Origin of the sequence: Parafrigoribacterium mesophilum (assembly GCF_039652555.1) — a bacterium.
Taxonomy (GTDB): Bacteria; Actinomycetota; Actinomycetes; order Actinomycetales; family Microbacteriaceae; genus Parafrigoribacterium; species Parafrigoribacterium mesophilum.
In genome coordinates this window covers 244,038-264,959 of sequence record NZ_JBDJAF010000002.1, presented here as the reverse complement: position 1 = coordinate 264,959, position 20,922 = coordinate 244,038, and the positions used below count along the sequence as shown (strand labels likewise).

At 58.9% G+C, this 20,922-nt stretch carries 16 protein-coding genes; 7 read left to right on the top strand and 9 right to left on the bottom strand.

Annotated elements, in window-relative coordinates; genetic code table 11:
- Positions 1–28: 28 nt before the first annotated feature.
- The 3 genes from ABFX56_RS11305 to ABFX56_RS11295 form a co-directional block, all read right to left on the bottom strand.
- A complete protein-coding gene (locus ABFX56_RS11305; RefSeq protein WP_346233428.1) occupies positions 29–964 on the bottom strand; it encodes a glycosyltransferase in 936 nt (311 codons plus the stop codon).
- A complete protein-coding gene (locus ABFX56_RS11300) occupies positions 957–1,508 on the bottom strand; it encodes a polysaccharide biosynthesis protein (protein WP_346233427.1) in 552 nt (183 codons plus the stop codon). Before ABFX56_RS11300 ends, ABFX56_RS11305 begins: the two co-directional genes overlap by 8 nt.
- A gap of 950 nt (positions 1,509–2,458) precedes the next feature.
- Complete coding sequence (locus tag ABFX56_RS11295) at positions 2,459–3,427, bottom strand: NAD-dependent epimerase/dehydratase family protein (protein ID WP_346233426.1); 969 nt, start codon at positions 3,425–3,427, stop codon at positions 2,459–2,461.
- Positions 3,428–3,717: 290 nt separating this feature from the next.
- Between ABFX56_RS11295 and ABFX56_RS11290 the strand changes: the two genes are divergently transcribed.
- A complete protein-coding gene (locus tag ABFX56_RS11290) occupies positions 3,718–5,028 on the top strand; it encodes a hypothetical protein (RefSeq protein ID WP_346233425.1) in 1,311 nt (436 codons plus the stop codon).
- Positions 5,029–5,090: 62 nt separating this feature from the next.
- Positions 5,091–6,950 carry a DUF4012 domain-containing protein gene (locus tag ABFX56_RS11285; RefSeq protein WP_346233424.1) on the top strand — a complete coding sequence of 620 codons (1,860 nt, stop codon included), beginning with the start codon at positions 5,091–5,093 and terminating at the stop codon, positions 6,948–6,950.
- 59 nt (positions 6,951–7,009) lie between these two features.
- On the opposite strand, the gene ABFX56_RS11280 is transcribed toward ABFX56_RS11285, so the two are convergent.
- Positions 7,010–8,215: an ABC transporter ATP-binding protein gene (locus ABFX56_RS11280; protein ID WP_346233423.1), complete on the bottom strand. Its 1,206-nt coding sequence runs from the start codon at positions 8,213–8,215 to the stop codon at positions 7,010–7,012.
- Between the two features lie 270 nt (positions 8,216–8,485).
- Between ABFX56_RS11280 and ABFX56_RS11275 the strand changes: the two genes are divergently transcribed.
- Positions 8,486–9,250, top strand: a complete 765-nt coding sequence (locus ABFX56_RS11275) for an ABC transporter permease (RefSeq protein ID WP_346233422.1) — start codon at positions 8,486–8,488, stop codon at positions 9,248–9,250.
- 17 nt (positions 9,251–9,267) lie between these two features.
- Here the strand turns inward: ABFX56_RS11275 and ABFX56_RS11270 are convergent, their stop codons facing one another.
- From ABFX56_RS11270 to ABFX56_RS11260, 3 genes are read right to left on the bottom strand one after another with little or no spacing between them, the layout of a single operon-like run.
- Positions 9,268–10,707 carry a glycosyltransferase family 4 protein gene (locus tag ABFX56_RS11270; RefSeq protein WP_346233513.1) on the bottom strand — a complete coding sequence of 480 codons (1,440 nt, stop codon included), beginning with the start codon at positions 10,705–10,707 and terminating at the stop codon, positions 9,268–9,270.
- Positions 10,707–12,158, bottom strand: coding sequence for a glycosyltransferase (locus ABFX56_RS11265; RefSeq protein ID WP_346233421.1), 1,452 nt, complete (start codon positions 12,156–12,158; stop codon positions 10,707–10,709). The genes ABFX56_RS11270 and ABFX56_RS11265 overlap by 1 nt, the downstream gene beginning before the upstream one ends.
- 56 nt (positions 12,159–12,214) lie before the next feature.
- Positions 12,215–12,466 (bottom strand): hypothetical protein, encoded by a 252-nt coding sequence (locus tag ABFX56_RS11260; RefSeq protein ID WP_346233420.1) that lies wholly within the window; start codon positions 12,464–12,466, stop codon positions 12,215–12,217.
- A gap of 154 nt (positions 12,467–12,620) precedes the next feature.
- Between ABFX56_RS11260 and ABFX56_RS11255 the strand changes: the two genes are divergently transcribed.
- From ABFX56_RS11255 to ABFX56_RS11240, 4 genes are all read left to right on the top strand, one after another.
- On the top strand, positions 12,621–14,054 hold the full coding sequence (locus ABFX56_RS11255; RefSeq protein ID WP_346233419.1) for a DUF4214 domain-containing protein: 1,434 nt from the start codon (positions 12,621–12,623) through the stop codon (positions 14,052–14,054).
- 86 nt (positions 14,055–14,140) lie between these two features.
- Positions 14,141–15,079, top strand: coding sequence for a UDP-glucuronic acid decarboxylase family protein (locus ABFX56_RS11250; RefSeq protein ID WP_346233418.1), 939 nt, complete (start codon positions 14,141–14,143; stop codon positions 15,077–15,079).
- Positions 15,080–15,091: 12 nt separating this feature from the next.
- Positions 15,092–15,820, top strand: a complete 729-nt coding sequence (locus ABFX56_RS11245) for a glycosyltransferase family 2 protein (protein ID WP_346233417.1) — start codon at positions 15,092–15,094, stop codon at positions 15,818–15,820.
- Positions 15,821–15,822: 2 nt separating this feature from the next.
- Positions 15,823–17,139, top strand: coding sequence for a UDP-glucose dehydrogenase family protein (locus tag ABFX56_RS11240; protein WP_346233416.1), 1,317 nt, complete (start codon positions 15,823–15,825; stop codon positions 17,137–17,139).
- Positions 17,140–17,150: 11 nt separating this feature from the next.
- Here ABFX56_RS11240 and ABFX56_RS11235 read toward each other — a convergent pair whose 3' ends face one another.
- Complete coding sequence (locus ABFX56_RS11235; protein ID WP_346233415.1) at positions 17,151–19,118, bottom strand: DUF4214 domain-containing protein; 1,968 nt, start codon at positions 19,116–19,118, stop codon at positions 17,151–17,153.
- Between the two features lie 312 nt (positions 19,119–19,430).
- On the bottom strand, positions 19,431–20,837 hold the full coding sequence (locus ABFX56_RS11230; RefSeq protein ID WP_346233414.1) for a glycosyltransferase family 39 protein: 1,407 nt from the start codon (positions 20,835–20,837) through the stop codon (positions 19,431–19,433).
- Positions 20,838–20,922: the final 85 nt, after the last annotated feature.

Sequence of the window (20,922 nt, the reverse complement as noted above, 5' to 3'; positions counted from 1 at the left end):
AGTCTGTACTGATTTGGGCTGCGACGCACTATGGCGACAGTAGGTTAACTGATCCTGGCGTTCTCATCTCCGCCCACTGCTGACTAATTGACTGCAGGCGAGCGTGCATTCCTTCCGATTGCGCGGTAATGGACCTGGCGAGAAACTCAACAGCGGCGATGACGCCGATGGTTGCGTCGGTGACCCACGACGCGCCGTACCGCTTTCGAAAATAGCGCAATCGGCTTATTCGACCAAGACAGTATGACAAGGTGGAGGCTGTCGCGGAACTTGCGCCACCGACGTGCACCCCCCACTCGATCGGGGCAAGCGCGCACCCGCCAAACACCTGAGCCCTTTCACAGATATCGACATCCTCGTAGTACAGCTCAAACTGCTCATCAAAACCTCCCAGCGCCGCATATGTCTCGGATCGCATACCCATTAGGGCACCATCAAGCTGTCCGACGACCACCACGTGCTTATCCCGTTCGTATGCCTTCAAGGGCTGTCGATATGCTCGGCTTCCGATTGCGGATTTCTTCAATTCCCTCCAACGCGACACCAATGGCCTCCGATTTGTGCCATGTCCATGACCGGGAGACCTCAACCGTCCAGCCACGATCGCATACCGGTTAGATTCCAACAGATCTACCAACGGGGTTAGGGGTTTTGCAAGTATTACATCCGGATTCACGAAGAAAACATGAGTAGGACTTACCAACTTAGCTGCGCCGGCGTTGCACCCCTTCGCAAATCCAAGATTCGAAGCGGGATCGACATATTGCACCCGATTGTCAATCGACGAGATTTTCGCAACAATCCGTTCCGATTCCGAATTCGATGAATTGTCAATCACGACCACTTGAGAAACATGATTGTCGATGAGGGCACTCACGACGCAACGATGGAGGATATCGCTCGACTCGTACGCAACGATGACGACCCCAATGGCCAACGGTGGAGCAGCCAATTCTCTAGGCATTCGACTGAGACTCCTTCGTCTGCATTCTATTCAAGAGTGCCCTGAGAACGATTCCCACCACGAGCATTTGGAGCACGTAAATAACTGACGAAGCAATGGCCGCGCCGATCGTGCCCATTCCGATAACGAACGGGATGTAAAGCACGCTTAGGGCGGCAGAAGCCATTCCGATAACAACTGGTGCGCGCCTCGAATCTGTCGTAAATACGATAGACAGCCCAATGCGTGCATAACCCTGAACGAGAACGCCAGGCAACAAGATCAAAACAAGTGGTACCGCTCCGGCGTACTGCGGGAGGACTTCCGGGATAACGAATATGCTTGCAAGCGCAATCACGACGGCGCCAACAGTTCCGAACAACATATTCAAGGTAGTTAGCCGAACGAAGCGTCTGCGTTGGTGTATCACACTGGTGAACTTGCCACCGTTGTCAAAGGCGAAGAGGCTCAAGGCCTCGGACACAATCCAGATTAGCCCCGCTATCGGCATCGCGATTGAGTAGACGCCGAGTGAGGCAGCGCTTACGAACAAGCCAAGAACCACGACATCGCCTCGATACAGTAGTTGTTGGCCCAATGTCCCTATGTGTGCCGACAGAGAATTGGTCACTATCTCTCGGAAGCCGATTCGAGGCTGCGCGGAAAAGGGCAATTCGACATTCGACCTGGCGACAATTCCGTAGCAGGTTGATGCAAAGAGGGCGATGTACCAACAGGCCACAACCACATTGGCTGAATGCGAAAACAATGCGACCGGAATACCCAAGAACGGAAACAGTAGCGATTGGAGTATCCAGCCGTTCCGAAACACTTTCGAGTCACCAAGGCCTTGGCGAGTCCGAAGTACAACCAAGTTGATGAGGACTAGCGCACCGCCAATAGCGACCATCAATGTCGCCGACTGGTTAAACAGACCAACCCTGGAGGGAAAGAGCCCAGCTATCGCCGACCCACCGGCTGCTACAGCGAAAGAAAGTATTCCTGCTAGGACCCAGCCCCGTCGTGGCGCAGATGAATCCCCGTCGCGATACGCTCGAACGATGCCGACATGAAGACTCAAGAATCCGATCGTTCCCAATAAGCCGCTTGTGCCCAATATGAGGGCGAGTTCGCCTCTCCCGGCTGCCCCGAGAATGACCGCCGTCGCTAGAGTCATGAGTGACGAAGCGGCCAGAGGCACAGCTTGCGAAAGGATTAAGTCCAGGAGCTTCTTCCTGGACGCCGGTGTCCCGGCGGAAATTCGCGTTAGGTTCACGAAGTCCTCAGTCTCCGCGGTGCGACTGCATTCAGGTCAGCACCCGTGAGGAAGCGCAAGTGCACCCTTCTCCGACATTTGACGAAATACCCCACTCTGCGCAATCTGGACCCGCCCGCATGATTTCCATTCCGTATTCTCGCTACACGTTTCCATTGTGCCGTAGCTAAAATTGTGGGCGCCTCAGCGACGTCAAGGCGAACACGAGCGGCCGCTTATGTCGTAGCCAAAGTCCTGAGCTAACTCGCCGACGCGAGCCGTTGATTCCTGACCCCGCACAACCATGCGTACTCGGTTTCGAGCCCTTCTTCGATACTAATCAGAGGTCGCCAATCCAGCAGTTCCCGTGCACGAGACGTGTCCCCTCCGGTTCGGAGAACGTCCCCGGGCAAAGACTTACCATACGCGACTGCTGGACGACTGCCGTGGAGCGCGGCAACTATGTCAATGACCTCGTTTATGGAAACCGCAGCGCCGCCAGACAGGTTGATAACGGCGCCGGGCTCTAACCCAGCCTGCGATGCGAGCAAATTCGCCCGAACGATGTCACTGACATGGGTGAACTCCCGTATCTGCGTTCCATCTCCATATATCCGCAATTCCCTGGCATCCAGTGCGGCTGATATGAACTTGTTGAAAGCCATGTCCGGGCGTTGACGCGGTCCATACACAGTGAAGTAGCGAAGGCTGACCGTTGGAACCGCGAAATTCGCTGCGTATAGTGAGCAGAGGTGCTCTGCCGCGAGTTTAGTGACCCCGTATGGGCTAAGCGGCGCGGGACGGTCCAACTCGGATGTGGGGTACCGTACGGCATTTCCGTAGACCGACGACGATGATGCAAATACGAAAGCCCGTAGGGTGGCAATCTCTCTAGCCACTTCGAGAAGACGCTGCGTAGCGTTTATGTTGTGACGCGTGTAATGATCAAACTCAGTGCCCCACGACCGGCGCACACCGGGCTGACCAGCAAGATGGAAAATTACGTCTGAGCCGCGAAGCACCTTGCTTAACGGCAACTCATTTATGTCGCCAGTGACCAAAGTGAAACGATCGGATGGTATTTCTTGAACGTTGTGCTGCTTGAGTCCAACATCGTAGTAGTCGGTGAACGCATCGATTCCTATGACTTCATTGTTTGTGTCCTCTAGCAGAGTCCGGGCCAAAGTGCTTCCAATGAAACCGGCTACTCCGGTGACTACAGCACGCAATTCGTCTCCTTCGAGTCGGGACAGGGGCGCTTGTTCCGCCTCTCCTTAACGTATCGTGTGTTCGCCAGCCGACGACTTCGCTAGGAAGCTGCACAAAGTAGGCCGGGCGGACACATCACATCCTTGTGTGAGTGCGGCGCCGCGCCGCGTGCTTGCATATTTCCTCCTTCCGCGGACCGTGCTCGCACACGGAAAACCCCAACGCAGTTGTGAGGTCTGATCGGAGAATGCCGGCGAGATAGTGTTGCGTTCGAAGGTGCAATATACAAGAGGCCTGGCGAGCGGAGTCGATGAAACTTACAAAGCGCCACTTTTACGTTGCTCGCATTCCGCAAGCGGTCGTCGGTCTGACACTCATTGCGGCAGCGTTTCCGTTCCGATTTCCAGTGGTTGGATCCCGAACGGCATCGCTCTTCGATGTGGCTGTGCTTGTTTCAGTCCTGACGTCCTTGCTCCTACGTCGAGAAGCGCAACGGCTCCCGAAACCGATGATGTGGCTAGGTACCGTTTCGATCCTGATCAGTGCCGCGTCCGTTTTCTGGAGCCGCGAGCCAGAAGAGTCGTTCTTTTACGTCGTTTCCTCGTTGGAAGCGATGCTCGTCTTTGTTGCATTCATCGCGTTATTACGTGAAGCCTCTGCACAGCAAATAGCGAAGTTTGCGTGCTTATGGATCATCGCGCTCTTAATTGGGTCCGCGCTGCTCTGGTCTCACGTTCCTGGATTCCTGCCACCGGCCAGCCTTAATCCGGCGAGCGGCGATTACATCTCCTATTTTTCCCGGCTGAGCCACCCGTTAATCGGACGCTCTAATAATCTCGCGGCGCTATTGTCGCTCTTTGTGATTCCGCTCGCGGCGTGGTCATGGCGAACTAAGAACCGGTTCGCAGGAGTGACGGCAACGGCTACGGCCGGTGCCACCCTATTGACGTTTAGTCGCGGGACGCTCCTTGCACTTGCCCTGGGTGTCGTGTTGTACCTAATCATCGACGGCAAGAATGGGCGCCGCCTGGTGAAACTTGGCTGGTTGCCGCTTGTTGTCATTGTCGGAGTTTCATCCCTCGTTCTGCTTCTGAACCCAACGATGGCATCCTTCATCTCGAGCCGATTCTCCGGAGCGGGCTACGAAGCGCGCACCGATCTCCTCAGCCAATCGTTGGGCGCTATCCTCAACGATTGGGCAGTAGGCACCGGCGGGGGAACGGGTTCCGATGTACACAACACCTTCGTTCAGCAGATCGTGTATTTCGGGCTCTTCCTCGGATTAGTCGTCTGCATACTGCTCGTTCGGGTCACTACCTGGTGGTTCCGCAAGGAACACGGAGAAAGCCGCTGGTTAGCTCGTTCGATCGGTATCGGCTTCGTCGTACAGATGGCGTCGTTTCTAGTCGAGTCCAGTTACGAGGGGTCGCTTTTGCGCCCGCTGATATGGATGAGCTGGGGACTCTTGGTCGCACTGTTCAGCGCGTACCAACGCGAGTCCCAATTTCCGCTAAGTGAGCACCCTGATAGGCTCGAATTACCAAGCACCAATGAGAGACGATGGTTCAGGAAGTGGACCGAGGGCCCACGCAGCGGGACGTGGGCTCACAAGTCGATGTGAACCGTTCCCAATTCGCGGCCCACTTACCAAGGCTTGTCATTGCGCTCTGATTGAATGGATAAATGCGCGCGCCTTCTCACTCCCATGGCCCGCGACACACCTTGGTAAGGAAACGACAGCGCATCAGTTCCCGGTGGTGGTTCTGGACAAGCGTTGGCGTACTGCTGATCGTCGTATCCGCCGGATCTTGGGTTGGTGTCCGAGGACTGCAGGCCAAGTCAGAACTGGAAGCAGCGCAGACCCTTGTCGGTCAGCTTAAGACCGAAGCACTCGACCAAAATATCGCTGGCGCCACGAAGACTCTTACCCGCCTCAGCGAACATGCGGCGAAGGCCGAGGAACTCACCAGCGACCCCATCTGGCGCACTGCAGAAGCTGTCCCGATGTTAGGCCGCAATCTCACCCTGGTTCGCGAGCTCGCTGGGGTGACGAACACGGTGGTCACTGATGCCATCGCCCCTCTCCTCCAGGTGGCGAGCGTATTCACGCCGGCCTCTCTGGCTCCCAAAGACGGGGCCATTGATCTTGTACCGTTCCAAACCGCTGCCGCGCCGGTCAAAGCAGCGACCAAGGCGATCCATTCCGCCATAGCCACCGTCAACGCCATGGACACCTCGGGCACGATGAGCCAGATCTCGGCGGCCAAGAAAAAGCTCGGAACCCTGCTCGGCGTCGTAGCGCCGACGCTGGACACTGTCGAAACACTCCTGCCGATGTTGCCGCCGGCGATGGGCGCCGAGGGTCCGCGACATTATGTCGTGATGTTCCAAAACAACGCGGAGGCACGAGCTTTGGGCGGCACGGCACTCTCGTTCGCCCTGGTGACGATGGACCACGGCAAGATCAACCTGGCGAAGACCGTTTCCGCGGGCTTCGGAAACTTCAATAAGTATGACGAGCCGGTCATCCCCGTTCCGGATGGCGCCCGCGATGTTTACCCGGGTCGCTCTTTCGGCACCTTCATCGCAGATGCAACCATCCGGCCGAGTTTCGTGTCGGCGGCACAAATGACGAGCGAGATGTGGAAGAGGCAATTCGGGCTTCAGCCAGACGGCGTGATTTCGATTGATCCCGTTGCGCTTAGTTACATCCTGAGCGCAGCGCAACCCATCAAACTTTCAACCGGCGATATCTTGACCGGGGACACAGTTGTGCCTTTGCTATTGAATCAGGTCTATCAGCGGTACTGGACCAAGGATGCTGTCGCGGATAATCGCGCTCAAGATGTTGTCTATGGTGAGGCGGTGGGCTCTACCTTCGAGGCGCTTTCGAGCGGGAAATTCGACGCGAAGAAGCTCCTGGCGTCAATAACACGCGCTACCTCAGAACATCGTCTTCTTTTTTGGAGCGACCGCCAACAAGAGCAAGAACAGTTTGTTAAAGCCGGCCTGGCTGGCGAGTTGCCCAAGAGTGACAAGACGGCTGACCGAGTGGGCGTGTATTTCCAGGATGCCATCGGGTCAAAGATGGACTACTACCTCAAGCAGAGCGTGCACTTAAGTCAGGCCGTCTGTCGCGCGGATGGCCGCCAGAACTACCGCATCAGCGTGGACCTCACCAACACGGCCCCGGACAATGCACTGAAGAAACTCTCACCCTCCATTCTTGGTCAATGGAAGTTCACGCAGCTAAAGCCCGGTGACCAGCGCATGATCGTCATGCTTTATGCCCCGCCGGGCTCGCAGATCGTTGGCGCAACCATCAGCGGCGCACCGATCCAGCTCGACGGCTTGCACGACACCGACTACCCGGTGGCGAAGGCAGCGGTGATCTTCGGTCCCGGGAAGACTCAGAATCTCACCTTCGACGTCTTAGCGGCCGCCCCAGGTGAGAAGAAACTGGAGGCACAGATTACGCCGATGGTGCACGCGACAACGGTCGACACGGTGCCGCTGGACTGCGGGTCGATACCAGCGCCGTAGTCCGCCTGACGTACTCGTTGCGGGGCTTACGCCGTTCCGCAATATTCGGTACTGAACCCTTAGTGCCTGCTCGTGGAAACGACTTCGCCTTGTGCGTGTGAACTGACGACACCGACATTCTCCGACGGCTCACTGACCGAGAAGGCTGCAGCCTGCGTTACTCGCATGATCTCGCCTTGGCCCAGCGTCCCATAAGATGCATGGACGAAGTACTGCCCTTTGCCAAGCGGGAGAGGATCTAGATTGAAGCGAAAGACGGTCGAACCGCTGATCGAAACTCTTTCGCAGCCGAGCCGCTCCGAATTCGTCCCGAACACGACCTGGCCGATGGACGTCTCTATGCCTACCCCGACAACCCAGTCTGTGGTTGCTTCGGGCACCGCCAAGGTTATCTCGACGGCGAGACCTTGACCAGAATCGATCACGTCAACGGGAGATGCGTCCTTCAGCGACTTGAGGACCACGCCTTTGATCAAAGACTCTTGCAATTCCCCCGAAACATCTGCTGCCTCGGCGTTTTGTCTGATGGTCTCGAAGTCCTTGCGAAGCGCCTGAATCGCGGGACTGGATTCGCCATCGAAAACTATCTTTCCAGCTTCAAGAACGATGGCACGATCGCAGAATTCGGCGACCTGGTCCAGCGCGTGGGTGACGAGAACGATGGTCTTTCCCTGTCGTTTGAAGTCGCGAACCCGGTCCATGCACTTGCGTTGGAACGGCTCATCGCCGACCGCCAACACCTCGTCGATGATGAGGATGTCCGGGTCGACATGCACAGCGACGGCAAAGGCGAGGCGCACATACATGCCCGAGGAGTAGAACTTTACCTGAGTGTCAATGAACTGGCCAATGCCTGAAAACTCGACGATCTCGGCGAAGTGCTCCTCCGTCTCCTTCCTCGATATTCCAAGGATGGAGGCGTTGAGGTAGACGTTCTCGCGGCCGGTCAGATCAGGGTGGAAGCCCGCACCGAGCTCCAGTAGAGCTGCAAGCCGACCGCGGTGTTGAACCGTCCCCGTGGTCGGCTGAATGATCCCGCCGATAGTTTTCAGGAGCGTGCTCTTGCCTGAACCGTTGGGTCCGATCAATCCCACCGTCGTGCCGGCCTCGATGTCGAACGAAACGTCACTGAGGGCGTAGAAGTCCTCTTTGTGGAGGTTCGACCGCCCGAAGTTGACGATGCGTTCCTTCAGCGATTTCTCCTTGCGAATGACGAATCGCTTGGACACGTCACTGACGCGTATCGCGACGTCAGAATCATTCAAGCGGTTCTTCTCCGGAATCTCCCTGGGGGGCGTCTGTCGAATGGACATCGGCTCCGCATCTAGATTAGTGTGCATCAGTAGGGCCTTTGGCCAGTGCGTTAGTTGCATGGGCTCGGGCATCACTCGAAAGGCTCCCACTAGCAGATGGCACCGCACGCCCCAGACGACCTAGCACCGCTCGTTACCGCGGGCCCACCTCCCGGTTGGGTTACTGGAACAACGTACTCGGCCAGGGCGATCTGGAATCATCGCGAGTTGCTCGGCCTGCTCGTGCGGCGCGAGATCAAGGCTCGCTACAAGGACAGCTCTCTGGGGCTAATGTGGAGCCTCCTGAAACCGCTCATGCAGCTGCTGATCTACTACGTAGCGGTGGGCAAGTTTCTCGGAGCGGACCGCGCCATTCCAGACTTTGCCATTTTCATGTTTTCTGGACTCACTGTGTGGGGCCTCTTCTCGGAAATCCTGCTCGGATCGACGACATCGATCGTCGCTAACTCCGGATTGATCAAGAAGGTATATCTTCCGCGGGAGATCTTCCCCTTGAGCAGCGTGGGCTCTGCACTGTTCAATTTCGGCGTGCAGTTCTGCATTCTGCTGATCGCGACCATTGCCTTCGGGAAAGCGCCATTCCACGCGGACCTGCTGTACCTGCCGCTCGCCCTCGTGGTGATGCTGCTGTTCAGTTTCGCCCTCGGACTCCTGCTTTCGGCCGTCAACGTTTATCTTCGTGACTTCGAGCACTTGGTGGAGGTGCTTCTCCTTGTCCTGTTTTGGGCGTCGCCCATTGTGTACTCGTTCACGCTGGTGAATCGGGTCTTGAACGGCAGTTGGCTTGAGCAGATTTACCTCTGGAACCCTGTGACCGTCGTGGTGATGTGCTTTGAAAAGGCGATGTGGATTTCGGGCACCAACGAAACCTGGCCCACCGACCTCACGTTCCGCCTCGTGGTCGTCGGGTTGATCAGCCTGGGCCTGCTGTGGGTGTCACAGCGCGTGTTTGCCCGCCTAGAAGGAAACTTCGCGCAGGAACTGTAGCAGCCAGAAGCTCCGGCTTATCCACGGGTCTCGTCGGCGGTAAGCGCCCAAAGCTGATCCGCATAGGTGTCCCAGGATGCAGCAGGCAAGTCACCGGTCAAGGCGATGAGCTCCCCCACCAGTTGCGGATTCGACAGCAGCGAAGTCATCGCAGCGGCCATCTGTTCGACGTTGTGGGGGTCCACCAACACCGCGCCGTGTCCCTCACCGAGTTCACGCATGCTTCCGAAGTTTGACGTGATGACGGGTGTGCCGCTTGACAGCGATTCGGCGATCGGGAGGCCAAACCCCTCGTTGAGCGAACAGAAGACGCTGAAACAGGCCATCTTGTAAAGATCCCAAACAACGTCGTCGGCGACTCCGTGCAGCGTAAGAATCCGTCGCCCCTTACGCCTCAGCCGTGCCACTAGCTCATCAAAGAGCTCGGTGTCCCATGCGTTGCCACCCACCAACACGAGTGCAAACTCATGGCCATCCCGCCACGCCAACTCGGCGGCGTGAAGCAGGTTGAGATGATTCTTGCGGGGTTCGCGACTTCCGACAGCCAGCACGACCGATGTATCGACGAGGCCAAGTTGTGTGCGTGTCTCATCGACCGTCACACGGGCGGTGCTACTGGCCACGAAGGGCAGTGCGATTTCGTGAATGACAGGCCCGGTCAGTCCGGCACCCGAAAGCATTCTCTTCCAGCCGCGGTACTCCTGTCCGGCTGCCGAAGAGATCGGAGCGACCACGTCGAATCGAGCGAGCGTGCTGAGGTACTTGCTGAACGCCCCGGGCATTCCGACGCCGGTGGTCTCGGCCATAGTGACCGGGATGCAGTCGAATCCGATCGCCATGGAGCGACCGCCGCTAAACAGTGCGATCGAAAGGAGTCGGGCGGTGCGTTCGGACTGTACTGAGATCTCAGGAAGAACAAACGTGGCGTGGAACGGTACGACAAATTCGCGTGGGTGCGATCGAGCCGGGGCTCTGAGAAGCGTCCGTTCCTCTTCCTCTGAAGAGAGAGTGGTAAGAACGTCGCCTCGAAGGTCCCATGCGACCAGAGTGAAGTCCCGCGCAGTCACCCAGCGCGAAAGAGTTTCACGCGCAACTCGCTGGATTCCCGAAGTGAACCTACTGCGTGACGTGTCGGTCACGTCAATCACGAGGCCCGATTCCACCCGAATCGGCAATGACGATCGGCGTCTCACCCCGCGGGAAGTCGTGAGATGCCGGTCAAGCAGGGGTCGTAGCCCCTCAAGCCGCCAGCCACGCGTGAACGACACCACGAGGTCCGTCCGCGGAATACGACTGTAAAGCACGGCAAGTATGAGGAACGCCAGCGTTTCATTCGGGACGGGCGCATTATCCACGATCCAGTCCCGGAGTTCACGTACAGAGCTTCCGCTCGGGGCCTCACTCGACTGCATTGAGTTCGCGATGGTCCGCAGCCGATCCTGGGCCGAGATGCGCATCACGACTCGACTCCACCGGCCTCGATGGCGACACTCCACAGTTCGTCGGCGTATTCCGGCCAGGTTTTCGTCACCATGGCTGCGGCTTGCGCGGTGAGGCTGTCAATAAGGGCATCGTCGGTCAACATCTTGCGAAATCCTTCGACAACTTGTAGATCGTCTCGAGGATCGACCATCAGGCATCCGCCCGCGAGCGCTATCTCGGCAAGGCTACCGAAGTTAGAGGTGAGCGCAGGAGTGCCAAACGCGAGGGACTCCGCAACTGGCAGCCCGAAGCCCTCGTGCAGGGATACGAACACACTGAACCGCGCCCGCGCATAAAGCTCCCACAATTGCGTGTCGCCCAGAGTGCGGAACGAACTCACGTGCCCGCCCCGTGTGTTGAGTCGCTTGATCCGCTTGTCAAAGTCGTGCAGGACAACGGTATCGCCACCGCCCACGAAGACAAGCTCGAAGTCAAAGCCCTCACGATAGAGCGCGTCCGCAGCGAAAAGAACTGCTTCCTGATTCTTGCGCGGTTCATGGCTGCCAACGCAAAGGACAAGAGGTCGAGTGCCCTCTTCCGTCTGCGTCGCTTTAAGGGCCGCCGGAACGTCCACCGCGAGACTGACGCTGCTCACTGTTGGGCCGGCAAGCCCCTGGGCAACGAGCATATCGCGGAATCCTCGGAATTCTTCGGCAGCCGACTCACTAATGGCCACGACTACCTCAGAGTGTTTGACGACCGTAAGGTAGTGCGCAAATCGCTCGGACTCTTCGTCACGCTGTCCCACCGCGCTCACGAGGGGAATCGCGTCATAGCCGAGCAAACTCACACGATTACCCGATGATGCAGCAAGGCATTCAAGCATCGTGCAGGCTGCGGCGGACGGCACCTCGGCAAGGAATACCTGGCAGTTCCACGGGACGATAATCGACTCAATGGAGTCGGGCGAAGCTGCACCCGCGTCATAACTTGGCGCAAAACGACGATGGTTCCAATTGAGGACCCGGTCGGCTTCCGGTTCGGTCAGCGATCGCAGTCCCGACGTATCCTGCGTCCATGCCACCAGATCGAACGGACGTCCCGCCTCCGCCCAAACCGGAACCGTCCGACGCACGACGCGCTGAATTCCTGTGTTGTGCTCGTGTGTCGCGCAGAAATCGACATCCACAAGCACACGATCGTGCACGAGGTGCAGTCGCCGGAATTCGGCGTGCGGCAACGAGGCCGCCTCGACTGTTGATTCCAGCACGGCTACGATCGCTGTAGCTTCAGAGGCCAGCGACAACGACCGGCGGAACTGACTGAGTTGGCGTGCATTCGGGAACATCCCAGTGATCGCGGTAAAGAGCAGCCAGCTTCCACGATCGCTGCCCTCGGCCTTGACGTGCCGCGCAAGCCGATCCAGAAGCTCACTGGTGCTGAGCCCCAGGCCTAGCTCCGGTGCCAGAATCGGGGCTGCTGTCATCAGCCTTTCGTGGAGTGCATCTTTCGCTCGGCTCGAACGCGGTAACTCTTCTACCGTCACCGATGCAATCCGAACCTGCGGGCCAACGCGACGGCGGCGAGCTGGCCGGCATCGACCACCCCGACTTCGCGAGCCTTGTAGCTGAACTTACGGAAGACTCGCAGTGGCCTGGTGATTCTCCACGAGAGCGTGTGCTGCATGGCGCGCAGTGCACCACTTACCCGCGACGTCACGAAGATCCAATCGTCGAGGACCGCCTCGCGGAGTTCGACGAGTTCGGCCTCCGCGTCACGGTCAACCTGCGTCATCTCGTCCTTCCCCGCCTTGCTTCTCACTCTTGCCGCCTCGCGCACCGACAACGAATAAGGCCGAAATGCGCAGAAGTAGTTTACAGTTCTTCGAGGGGGCCCAACCGTAGCACGACGACCTGTGGCTCTTGACTGCATGCCTGGAGGGGAAGTCATGGTAGCTACGCGATCGGTGAAGGCGCTTGCCGTGTTGTCCGCGGTTGTCACCCTGGTCGCCACGATGTCCGGAATCGCGGTACAGTCCGCCAACGCGGCCGACGCCACGCAATTCGATCCGGGAAACATCATCAGCGATCAGATCTTTTACAACAGTTCGCTCATGAACGAGAGTCAAATCCAATCATTCCTGGACTCAAAGGTGCGCACCTGCTCGACGGCCGCGCAGGCACCCTGCCTCAAGTCATACCGCCAATCCAGCGCTCCTCGCGCCGCGGACAAGTACTGCACCGGGGCCTACCAGGGCGGTACAGACGAACTCGCGTCACGCATCATCATGAACGTTGCGTCCGCCTGCAACATCAACCCGCAAGTTCTGCTGGTAACCCTTCAGAAAGAGCAAGGGCTGGTCACGTCGACAAGCCCCACACCGGGGAAATACAAAATAGCCATGGGATACGGCTGCCCGGACACTGCGGCTTGCGACTCCAAGTATTACGGTTTCGCCAACCAGCTCTATTCGGCGGCTCGACAATTCCAGATCTATGCCATGTGGCCGAACGATTTCAGATACCGGCCTGGGCAGGACAATGTCATTCAATGGCATCCCAACGCCCAGTGCGGGAGCAGCCACGTCCTTATCCAGAACACGGCAACGGCCGGCCTGTACATCTATACGCCCTATCGACCCAACCAAGCGGCACTCAGTAACCTGTACGGCCTGGGGGATGGTTGCTCCTCCTACGGGAACCGAAACTTCTGGGTTTACTTCACGGACTGGTTCGGCTCAACGACCATTTCCCAAGCTGCTCAGTCTTTCGTGAAGGCGGTCTATCAGGATGTTCTGGCACGCCAACCCTCCGAGGGTGAGGCCATTGTCTGGGGCAAGGCGCTCATGGCATATATGCCGAGAAGCCAGGTGGCTGGCGCATTTGTCAACAGTGACGAGTTCAGGCTGCAAAAGATCGATCTTGCCTACAAGGAAGTGCTCGGCCGCGCCGCCGATGACGCGGGACGTATCGGGTGGCTCAACGGAATGCGCGCGGGCACGCTTTCACCGGATGACGTTTACCGCATTTTCATGCAATCGGAGGAGTACTTCAACAGCACGGGCGGTACGAACCCGAAGTTCGTCGCGGCCGTCTACGAGCGAATCCTCAAGCGCCCAGCCGCCCAGCCGGAGATCGATTACTGGACCTCGGCGGTTGACCAGTATGGGCGAGCCGGCGTGGTGGACTTGATCTGGTTCTCGGTCGAAACGGCACGCGCCCGAGTCGCTGTTATGTACCAGGACTACCTGGCCCGCACCCCCGACTGGGCTGGGCTCGTGCAATGGGGTGACTACGCCCTGCGCTACGGCGACTCCGCCGTACGCTCCGCCATCCTGGGGAGTGACGAGTACGAGAGTCGTGCGATTTCACGCTATCCGTGAGGCCCTCTATCGGGCTGTCTCGTCAATACCTTGTGCTAGCTTTTAGAGGTTACGGACGACAGTTACAAAAGGACAGTAGACAGTAAATGGAAAAGCCCCGTGCCCTCATTGCGGGAGGTTCGGGCTTTCTTGGCTCGCACCTGTCGGAACGCCTTCTCGAGCGAGGATTCGCCGTCGTAGCGGTTGACAACTTCATCACCGGCAGGCGAGACAATGTCGCGCACCTTGTCGATAACCCCCAGTTCAGCATCGTCGAAATGGACGTTGTCGAAGCCATGAGCATCCAGGGACCTTTCGATCTTGTGATGCACTTCGCCTCTCCCGCTTCTCCCCCGCACTACATGCGGCACCCCATCGAAACTCTGCACTCAGGGTCGAGGGCGACAGAAGCGTTGCTCAATGTCGCCCAACGGGATGCCGCACGCTTCGTCTTGGCCTCCACGTCAGAGGTTTATGGCAACCCACTCGAACACCCACAAACTGAAAATTACTGGGGCAACGTCAATCCGAACGGGCCGCGGAGCGTCTATGACGAGGCGAAGCGCTACGCGGAGGCCATCACCGCGGCGTATCGGCGAAGCTTCGAGGTCAATACCGGGATCGTACGGATCTTCAACACTTATGGGCCTCGGATGGACCCTCACGACGGTCGGGCCGTCCCCGCGTTCATCGACGCCGGACTGCGTGGCGAGCCGCTGCCACTGCACGGCGACGGAACTCAGACTCGGTCGCTTTGCTATGTTTCTGACTTGATCGACGGCATCCTGGCTTTTGCCATGACGGACCACAGTGGCCCCGTGAACATCGGAAACCCAAGGGAACAGTCTCTTCTGGAAATCGCGAAGCTGATTATCAAACTGACTGGTAACAGGTCCACTATCGTCATGAAGCCTCGTCCCATCGACGACCCAGAACGACGCAAGCCGGATATCTCCCTTGCACTCTCCACGCTCGACTGGAAACCACTCGTGGGCGCCGAAGAGGGCCTGGCCAGAACCATCGAGTGGTTCAAGACTCTCGCCTGATCAGGAACTTTCATGAAACTGTCTATACTCACGCCCGTTTACAATGAGGCCAAAACGCTGCAGAAGGTAATCGATCGGCTGTTCGCGATCGACTTTCCGACCGAGGTGGAGTTCGTTCTGGTCAACGACGGAAGCACTGATGAGACCGCCGCAATCCTTGACCGGATCAGCGACACACGCGCCGTGGTCTTCCACCAGCCGACGAACCGAGGCAAAGGCGCCGCTATTCGCAAGGCGGTAGAACTGGCGACCGGCGACTATGTGATCATGTGTGACGCCGACGAAGAGTACCGTCCGCAGGAAATCCCCACCCTGCTGCAGCCGGTTCTGGACGGTGAGGCGGAGGTCATCTACGGAACCCGGACCTTCGGCAGCCACACATCATTCTCGTTCTGGTACGTCATCGGCAACAAAGGCGTCAGCTTGGCGGCCAACATCCTGTTCAACTCCTATATCTCAGACCTCGAGACCTGCTTCAAACTGATGCCGCTGCGGCTCTACCGATCGCTCAAGATCAAGTCCAATGGCTTCGGAATGGAAGCCGAGGTCACCGGGAAGCTGCTCGCGCGGGGTTATCGGCCCTACGAGGTGCCCATCAGTTACAAGGCACGTACCAGAGCGGAAGGTAAGAAGATCACAGCGAAGGACGGGATTGAGGCGCTGTGGATCCTGCTCAAGATTCGCTTGAAGGAGGGTTCGCGACGTCAGCCGCCCGAGCTCACAGAGCGGGCCGCAGCATGACAATGCGGGTTTCAGTGATCGGCACCGGCTACCTTGGTGCTACCCACGCCGTGGCGATGGCGGAACTGGGATACGACGTGGTCGGCGTCGAGGTGAATCCGGCCCGTCTGGCGAGCCTTCAACGAGGTGAGCTACCCTTCTTCGAACCCGGACTCGAAGAAGTCATGACGGCAAACATCGAGGCGGGACGGCTTCGGTTCACCAGCGACGCCGCCGAAGCAGCGGCTTGGGCCGACGTGCAGTTTCTCTGCGTCGGTACGCCTCAGCAACCGGGCAAGAAGAGTGCCGACCTGTCCTATGCGTTCGCGGCTATAGACGCACTGGCTCCGCACATCAAGCAGGGGGCTCTCCTTGTCGGCAAGTCGACGGTGCCGGTGGGGACAACTCGGGTTTTGCAGGAACGCTTCCTTGCCGCTCAACCACATCGCACCGACGTGTTGTTCGCGTGGAACCCGGAATTCTTGCGTGAGGGATTCGCCCTGGAGGACACGCTCCACCCCGATCGCCTGGTCATCGGGACGCAAGACCCCGCCGCAGAAGCGGTTCTCCGGCAGGTATACGCGCCGATGATCACCGAGGGCATCCCGTTCATCGTCACTGACATTGCAACGGCGGAGTTGGTCAAAGTCGCGGCGAATTCATTCCTGGCCACGAAAATTTCGTTCATCAATGCGATGGCCGAGGTCTGTGAAGCAGCAGGCGGAGACGTAACGACCCTCGCCGAGGCACTGGGCCACGACCTCCGCATCGGCAACAAGTTTCTGCGCTCTGGGGTCGGGTTCGGAGGCGGATGCCTCCCGAAAGACATTCGAGCCTTCTCGGCTCGTGCTGCGGAACTCGGCGTTGGGGATGCAGTCACCTTTCTAGGCCAAGTTGATGCGATCAATCTCCGGCGACGGGATCGAATCGTCACACTCGCCCGCAACTTGCTGGGAGCGGATCTCGCAGGTCGAAAAGTGACAGTGCTCGGCGCCACCTTCAAGCCGGAGTCCGACGACATCCGCGATTCACCTTCACTTGCCGTGGCGGTGTTGATGCACCAGGCCGGAGCCAAAGTTATCGTCCACGACCCGAAGGGCATCCCTAATGCTCAGCGGTCCCACCCGGAATTGAGCTACGAACATTCCCTCGACGTCGCCGTTCGGGGCGCGGAACTGATTTTACACCTGACCGAGTGGCGAGAATATCGATCCGCGAACCCGGCAGAATTACTGAAGCTTGTCGCCATCCCGAACATCGTGGACGGGCGAAACGTGCTCGACGTAGAACTTTGGAAGCAAGCCGGCTGGACAATGCTGGCTCCAGGACGCACGCTTTAGCGCGTCAGTCCTTACTTGTTTGCGTGGGTGAAGTATTCGTCCGATGCAGCCAGTGCGGCGGCCAGTACCAGGTCCCCCTGATTTGAGACGAACGGTGCCCAGTTCGGGATGGCTCCCGCCTCCGGGGCGCGGCCAAGCAACTTGGTGTACAGCGCCGTGATTCTAACTCCCAAGGTCTCTGCCGACTGGTAGAAACCGAAAGCGACAGTGTCACGGGGCATTCCGGCGTTGAGCGCAGCGACCCAACCGTTGAGACCGCCCTCATCCGCGGTCCTAAGAAGGAGCTTCTTATACAGGTCAGCGACCCACGTCCTGTAATCGTTGTGGCCCACTGTCGAGAAGTACTCGGGCGATGAGTAGAACGCCGCCGCTATCTGCGCAACCGGCATACCGCTTCTTGCAGCGTCAATCCAGCCACGCAATCCGGAAGAGTCAGGTTCGCGGCCAAGGGTGTTCCGATAGAAGTTGGTGATGACGGTGGTGATCCACTCATCAGACCTCGACAGCGCGGTCGCAACGTTGTAGCGCGTCACTCGCCTATCCAGCAACGATGAACTCCAGTCGCCTAGCTCAGTCGGACTCGGCGCCCGACCAAGAAAGTCCAGGTAGAGCTGTTTCACGAAATTCTGAGTCGGAACGGGGTCGATAGGCGCTGGCACCGGCGCGCTGGTGCGGGCCATGTTCCGTTTGAACGTCGGCCAAGGCGCCGCACCCAGTGCCGATGCGGACTGCCACACCATCACCACCAGTTCATCGGCGGAGTCACGCGCGAAGTTGTTGTTTGCGTCGCCGTGGGCGGTTTGCACGATCCAGGTTTTGCCATTGACGCTGGCGATCGTGGGAGTCGAGGACGGGGCAAAGAGGGTATGTCCATAACTGGACCGCACCGTAGTCTCCAACGCCCCGGAGTTCGCGTCGAATACGCGGAGCTTCTGCTCCCCCTGGGTAACGGCCTCGACCACACCGTCGCCGTCAATATCGGCGAGCGCGACTCCCCCGTGGGTCGCGGAATTGGGGTCCCCGCAGCTGCTGCCATCGTCGATGCACTTGTCGAATCGCAGATGTCCGTTTTCGCCGTCGTAGGACAGCAGGTGTGCCCCTCGGCTCACGATAAAGACTTCTGGTTTGCCGTCGCCGTCCACATCGCCGACCGATGGTGAGCCCACCACCCGAGCGGAGGTAGGTGCCTCCCACATGAGCTTTCCCGTTTTGCCGTTGAGCGCGATGACCTTGCGCCCTGCCGGTTCGGGCCAGTACGCGCCGGTGCCGACGACGATGTCCAGGCCACCATCGCCATTCAGGTCTGCGAGCGCCGGCGAGGACCAAATTGCTTGGCCTGAGACGAAGTACTTCCACTTCACCGTACCGTCCAGGTTGAATACCCAGATGTACCCGCCACCACCCATCCCATAGCAGGGCTGCAGCGAGCCGGACCCGTCGCAATCCCCGCCGATGACGATCTCGTTGGCACCGTCACCGTCGACATCACCGATCGCCGGAGATGACCAGATCGTGTCTTTGAGCCACTGCGGCCAGTTCGCTACCCGGTCCGCGGTGCGACCCGACCAGACGTCGAGGCGCTGGCCCCAACTTGCGGTGACGATGTCCAATCGGTTGTCGCCGTCGACATAGCCAAGCGCCGGAGTGGCGAAAAGTCCGTTGGGGCCGGAATTGAAAGCGCGGTCTTCGAATTTCTTCATGAGATTGACGAGAACGCGATTCTTGAATGAATACGCAGCCATGATGCTGCCGGTGTTAGCCAGCACAATATCGTCGGTGCCATCGCCGTTGATATCACCAAGTGCCGGGGACGCGTGGGTTGCTCCGACACCGCCGGGGACATCGGCTCCTCCGGGATCGATGGTGGTCAACAGTTGGCCGCTGATGGAGTAGACCCGTGCAATGCTGTTGACCCCGCCGACGACGATCTCGGGAACACCGTCACCCGTGACATCGCCAACAGCGGGGGACGACCACATGTCACCGGTCGCGAACCCCTGAAGCCATCCGCCGAAGTTTGCGGTGGCGAACGCTCCGCGCCCATTGCTTGGCTGACCATCGGAACCAATTTCGACCAAAGACGCGGATGCCGCCGTTGAGCTGACCGGTGGAAGAGCAATTAGCACTCCAGAAACCATGAGCCCTGTCGCTAGAACTGCCACCATCGCCCGCGTGAATTTCCGCACGGATAGATCCCCCCTAGTGTTACTCGCTCCCGCACATGCCCCCACCCGCAGGTGACGAAAGGCTAACAGAAGTCAGTTCCGGTGTACAGAAAGCAGCGGCACCGCTCAGAAGAGCTGCAGCGGCAGAGCATAAGGGTTGAACCATCGATCGAATTCATAAATCGCATAACCGGCAACGGTCGTGCGTGAGAAGTGCGGTAATCCAGGACGAGTCCGCAGTAATTCATCGTTGTCGTGATCGGCGTACACCACGACCGCCATGGGAGAGTGCCCGGCCGCGGCGGCCTCGTAGCCGGCGTATCGCCGCGGAACCAGGGCCGCCACCGTGACGCGCTCCTCGGTGGTCGCGGTCAGTGCATACGCCATCCAATAATCGCCATATGCAGCAGCGACGCCATGCGACTCGAGGGTGTTCGCCACCTGGGTGAGACCCGGATCGAACCGAGCGCCGGTCGAGAGTGTGAAGAAGTCTGTCTTATGGGCAACAAGGCCTAACGTACCGAGCACAACTGCTACCATGATCAGCCACTGCAGCCACGTGTATCGAGCAAGCCACCACGCGACCGCAAACGCCAGGCCAGGCAATAGAAGGCTCGAATAACGCACCGAATCGGCAGCAAGCCGAGTACCGGAGCCGAGCACCAACACACTGACCAGGAGAACTAAGCCCAAGCCAACGAGGATCGCGCCCAAGTTGCGGCGCACGAGCCCGAAACCGGGCAATGCCACCACGGCGACGACGAACGCCACAGTGACGAGCAACCGGATCGCCTCGAGACCGGTGAGAGGGAACGCGGCAGGAAGCATGTCCGTGAAAATGGACACAAAGCTCTCAAGGTGCATGTGCGTCGCACCGCCGAGTGGCTTCACCGATGCGAGCGAATGGCGTGCCGTCTCGACGATCCAGGGTGACGCGGCGATGATCGCGGCCGAGCCGGCGAGTAGCCAGCCCCGGACGTTCCGCTCCTTAGCCAGTGCGGCCGCCGCTGCTGGCAGACACAGCGCCAACGCCATCGGCGATGTCCACATCGAGAGGCCGAGGAGTGCGCCGAGAACGACCCACATCTTCCAGGAGTTCCTCGACGACCAGCGAAGTACAAGCCAGATCGTGCCGAGCCCCAGGACCAGCGTCGGGCCGTAGAATCCGGGGTCGGCTGTGCTGACCGAGAAGATGACGGCACCGGGGAACCAGAAGATTACGCCGGCAAGGTCGCCAGCCGCGCGTCCGACCGAACGCTGGACGATCAACCGCAGGATCACGGCGGCGAACGCCCAGTACAGCACCGAGGTGATCGAAACGACGGCAATCGTCGCACCGAACACGACCATGGCGGCGCCAGCTGTGAGTTGAAGCAACGTGCCACCGTACGACTGTCCCCAATAGAACGCCGCAAACTCGCCCTGGGCGACGTGTTTGGCCATCAGATAGACGACGGCATGGTCCGAATCCATATGATGCCCGATGCTGAACACGAACATGATTCGGGCGATGATGCCGACAACGAGCAGCATGAAGAACGCCAAGGTTGTGGGATGACTGAGGGCCCGCCTCGTTGAGGCGTATGCCGTCGGCAGGGCGTGGCTGAACGTTAATGGA

What these genes read in the sequence shown, in the direction of transcription:
- ABFX56_RS11305 (WP_346233428.1), bottom strand. Translation starts at nt 964, where the DNA reads ATGCCTAGAGAATTGGCTGCTCCACCGTTGGCCATTGGGGTCGTCATC.
- ABFX56_RS11290 (WP_346233425.1), top strand. Translation starts at nt 3,718, where the DNA reads ATGAAACTTACAAAGCGCCACTTTTACGTTGCTCGCATTCCGCAAGCG.
- ABFX56_RS11285 (WP_346233424.1), top strand. Translation starts at nt 5,091, where the DNA reads ATGCGCGCGCCTTCTCACTCCCATGGCCCGCGACACACCTTGGTAAGG.
- ABFX56_RS11270 (WP_346233513.1), bottom strand. Translation starts at nt 10,707, where the DNA reads ATGCGCATCTCGGCCCAGGATCGGCTGCGGACCATCGCGAACTCAATG.
- ABFX56_RS11265 (WP_346233421.1), bottom strand. Translation starts at nt 12,158, where the DNA reads ATGACAGCAGCCCCGATTCTGGCACCGGAGCTAGGCCTGGGGCTCAGC.
- ABFX56_RS11260 (WP_346233420.1), bottom strand. Translation starts at nt 12,466, where the DNA reads ATGACGCAGGTTGACCGTGACGCGGAGGCCGAACTCGTCGAACTCCGC.
- ABFX56_RS11255 (WP_346233419.1), top strand. Translation starts at nt 12,621, where the DNA reads ATGGTAGCTACGCGATCGGTGAAGGCGCTTGCCGTGTTGTCCGCGGTT.
- ABFX56_RS11250 (WP_346233418.1), top strand. Translation starts at nt 14,141, where the DNA reads ATGGAAAAGCCCCGTGCCCTCATTGCGGGAGGTTCGGGCTTTCTTGGC.
- ABFX56_RS11245 (WP_346233417.1), top strand. Translation starts at nt 15,092, where the DNA reads ATGAAACTGTCTATACTCACGCCCGTTTACAATGAGGCCAAAACGCTG.
- ABFX56_RS11240 (WP_346233416.1), top strand. Translation starts at nt 15,823, where the DNA reads ATGCGGGTTTCAGTGATCGGCACCGGCTACCTTGGTGCTACCCACGCC.
- ABFX56_RS11235 (WP_346233415.1), bottom strand. Translation starts at nt 19,118, where the DNA reads ATGTGGTCGTCCCCCGCTGTTGGCGATGTCACGGGTGACGGTGTTCCC.
- ABFX56_RS11230 (WP_346233414.1), bottom strand. Translation starts at nt 20,837, where the DNA reads ATGCTGCTCGTTGTCGGCATCATCGCCCGAATCATGTTCGTGTTCAGC.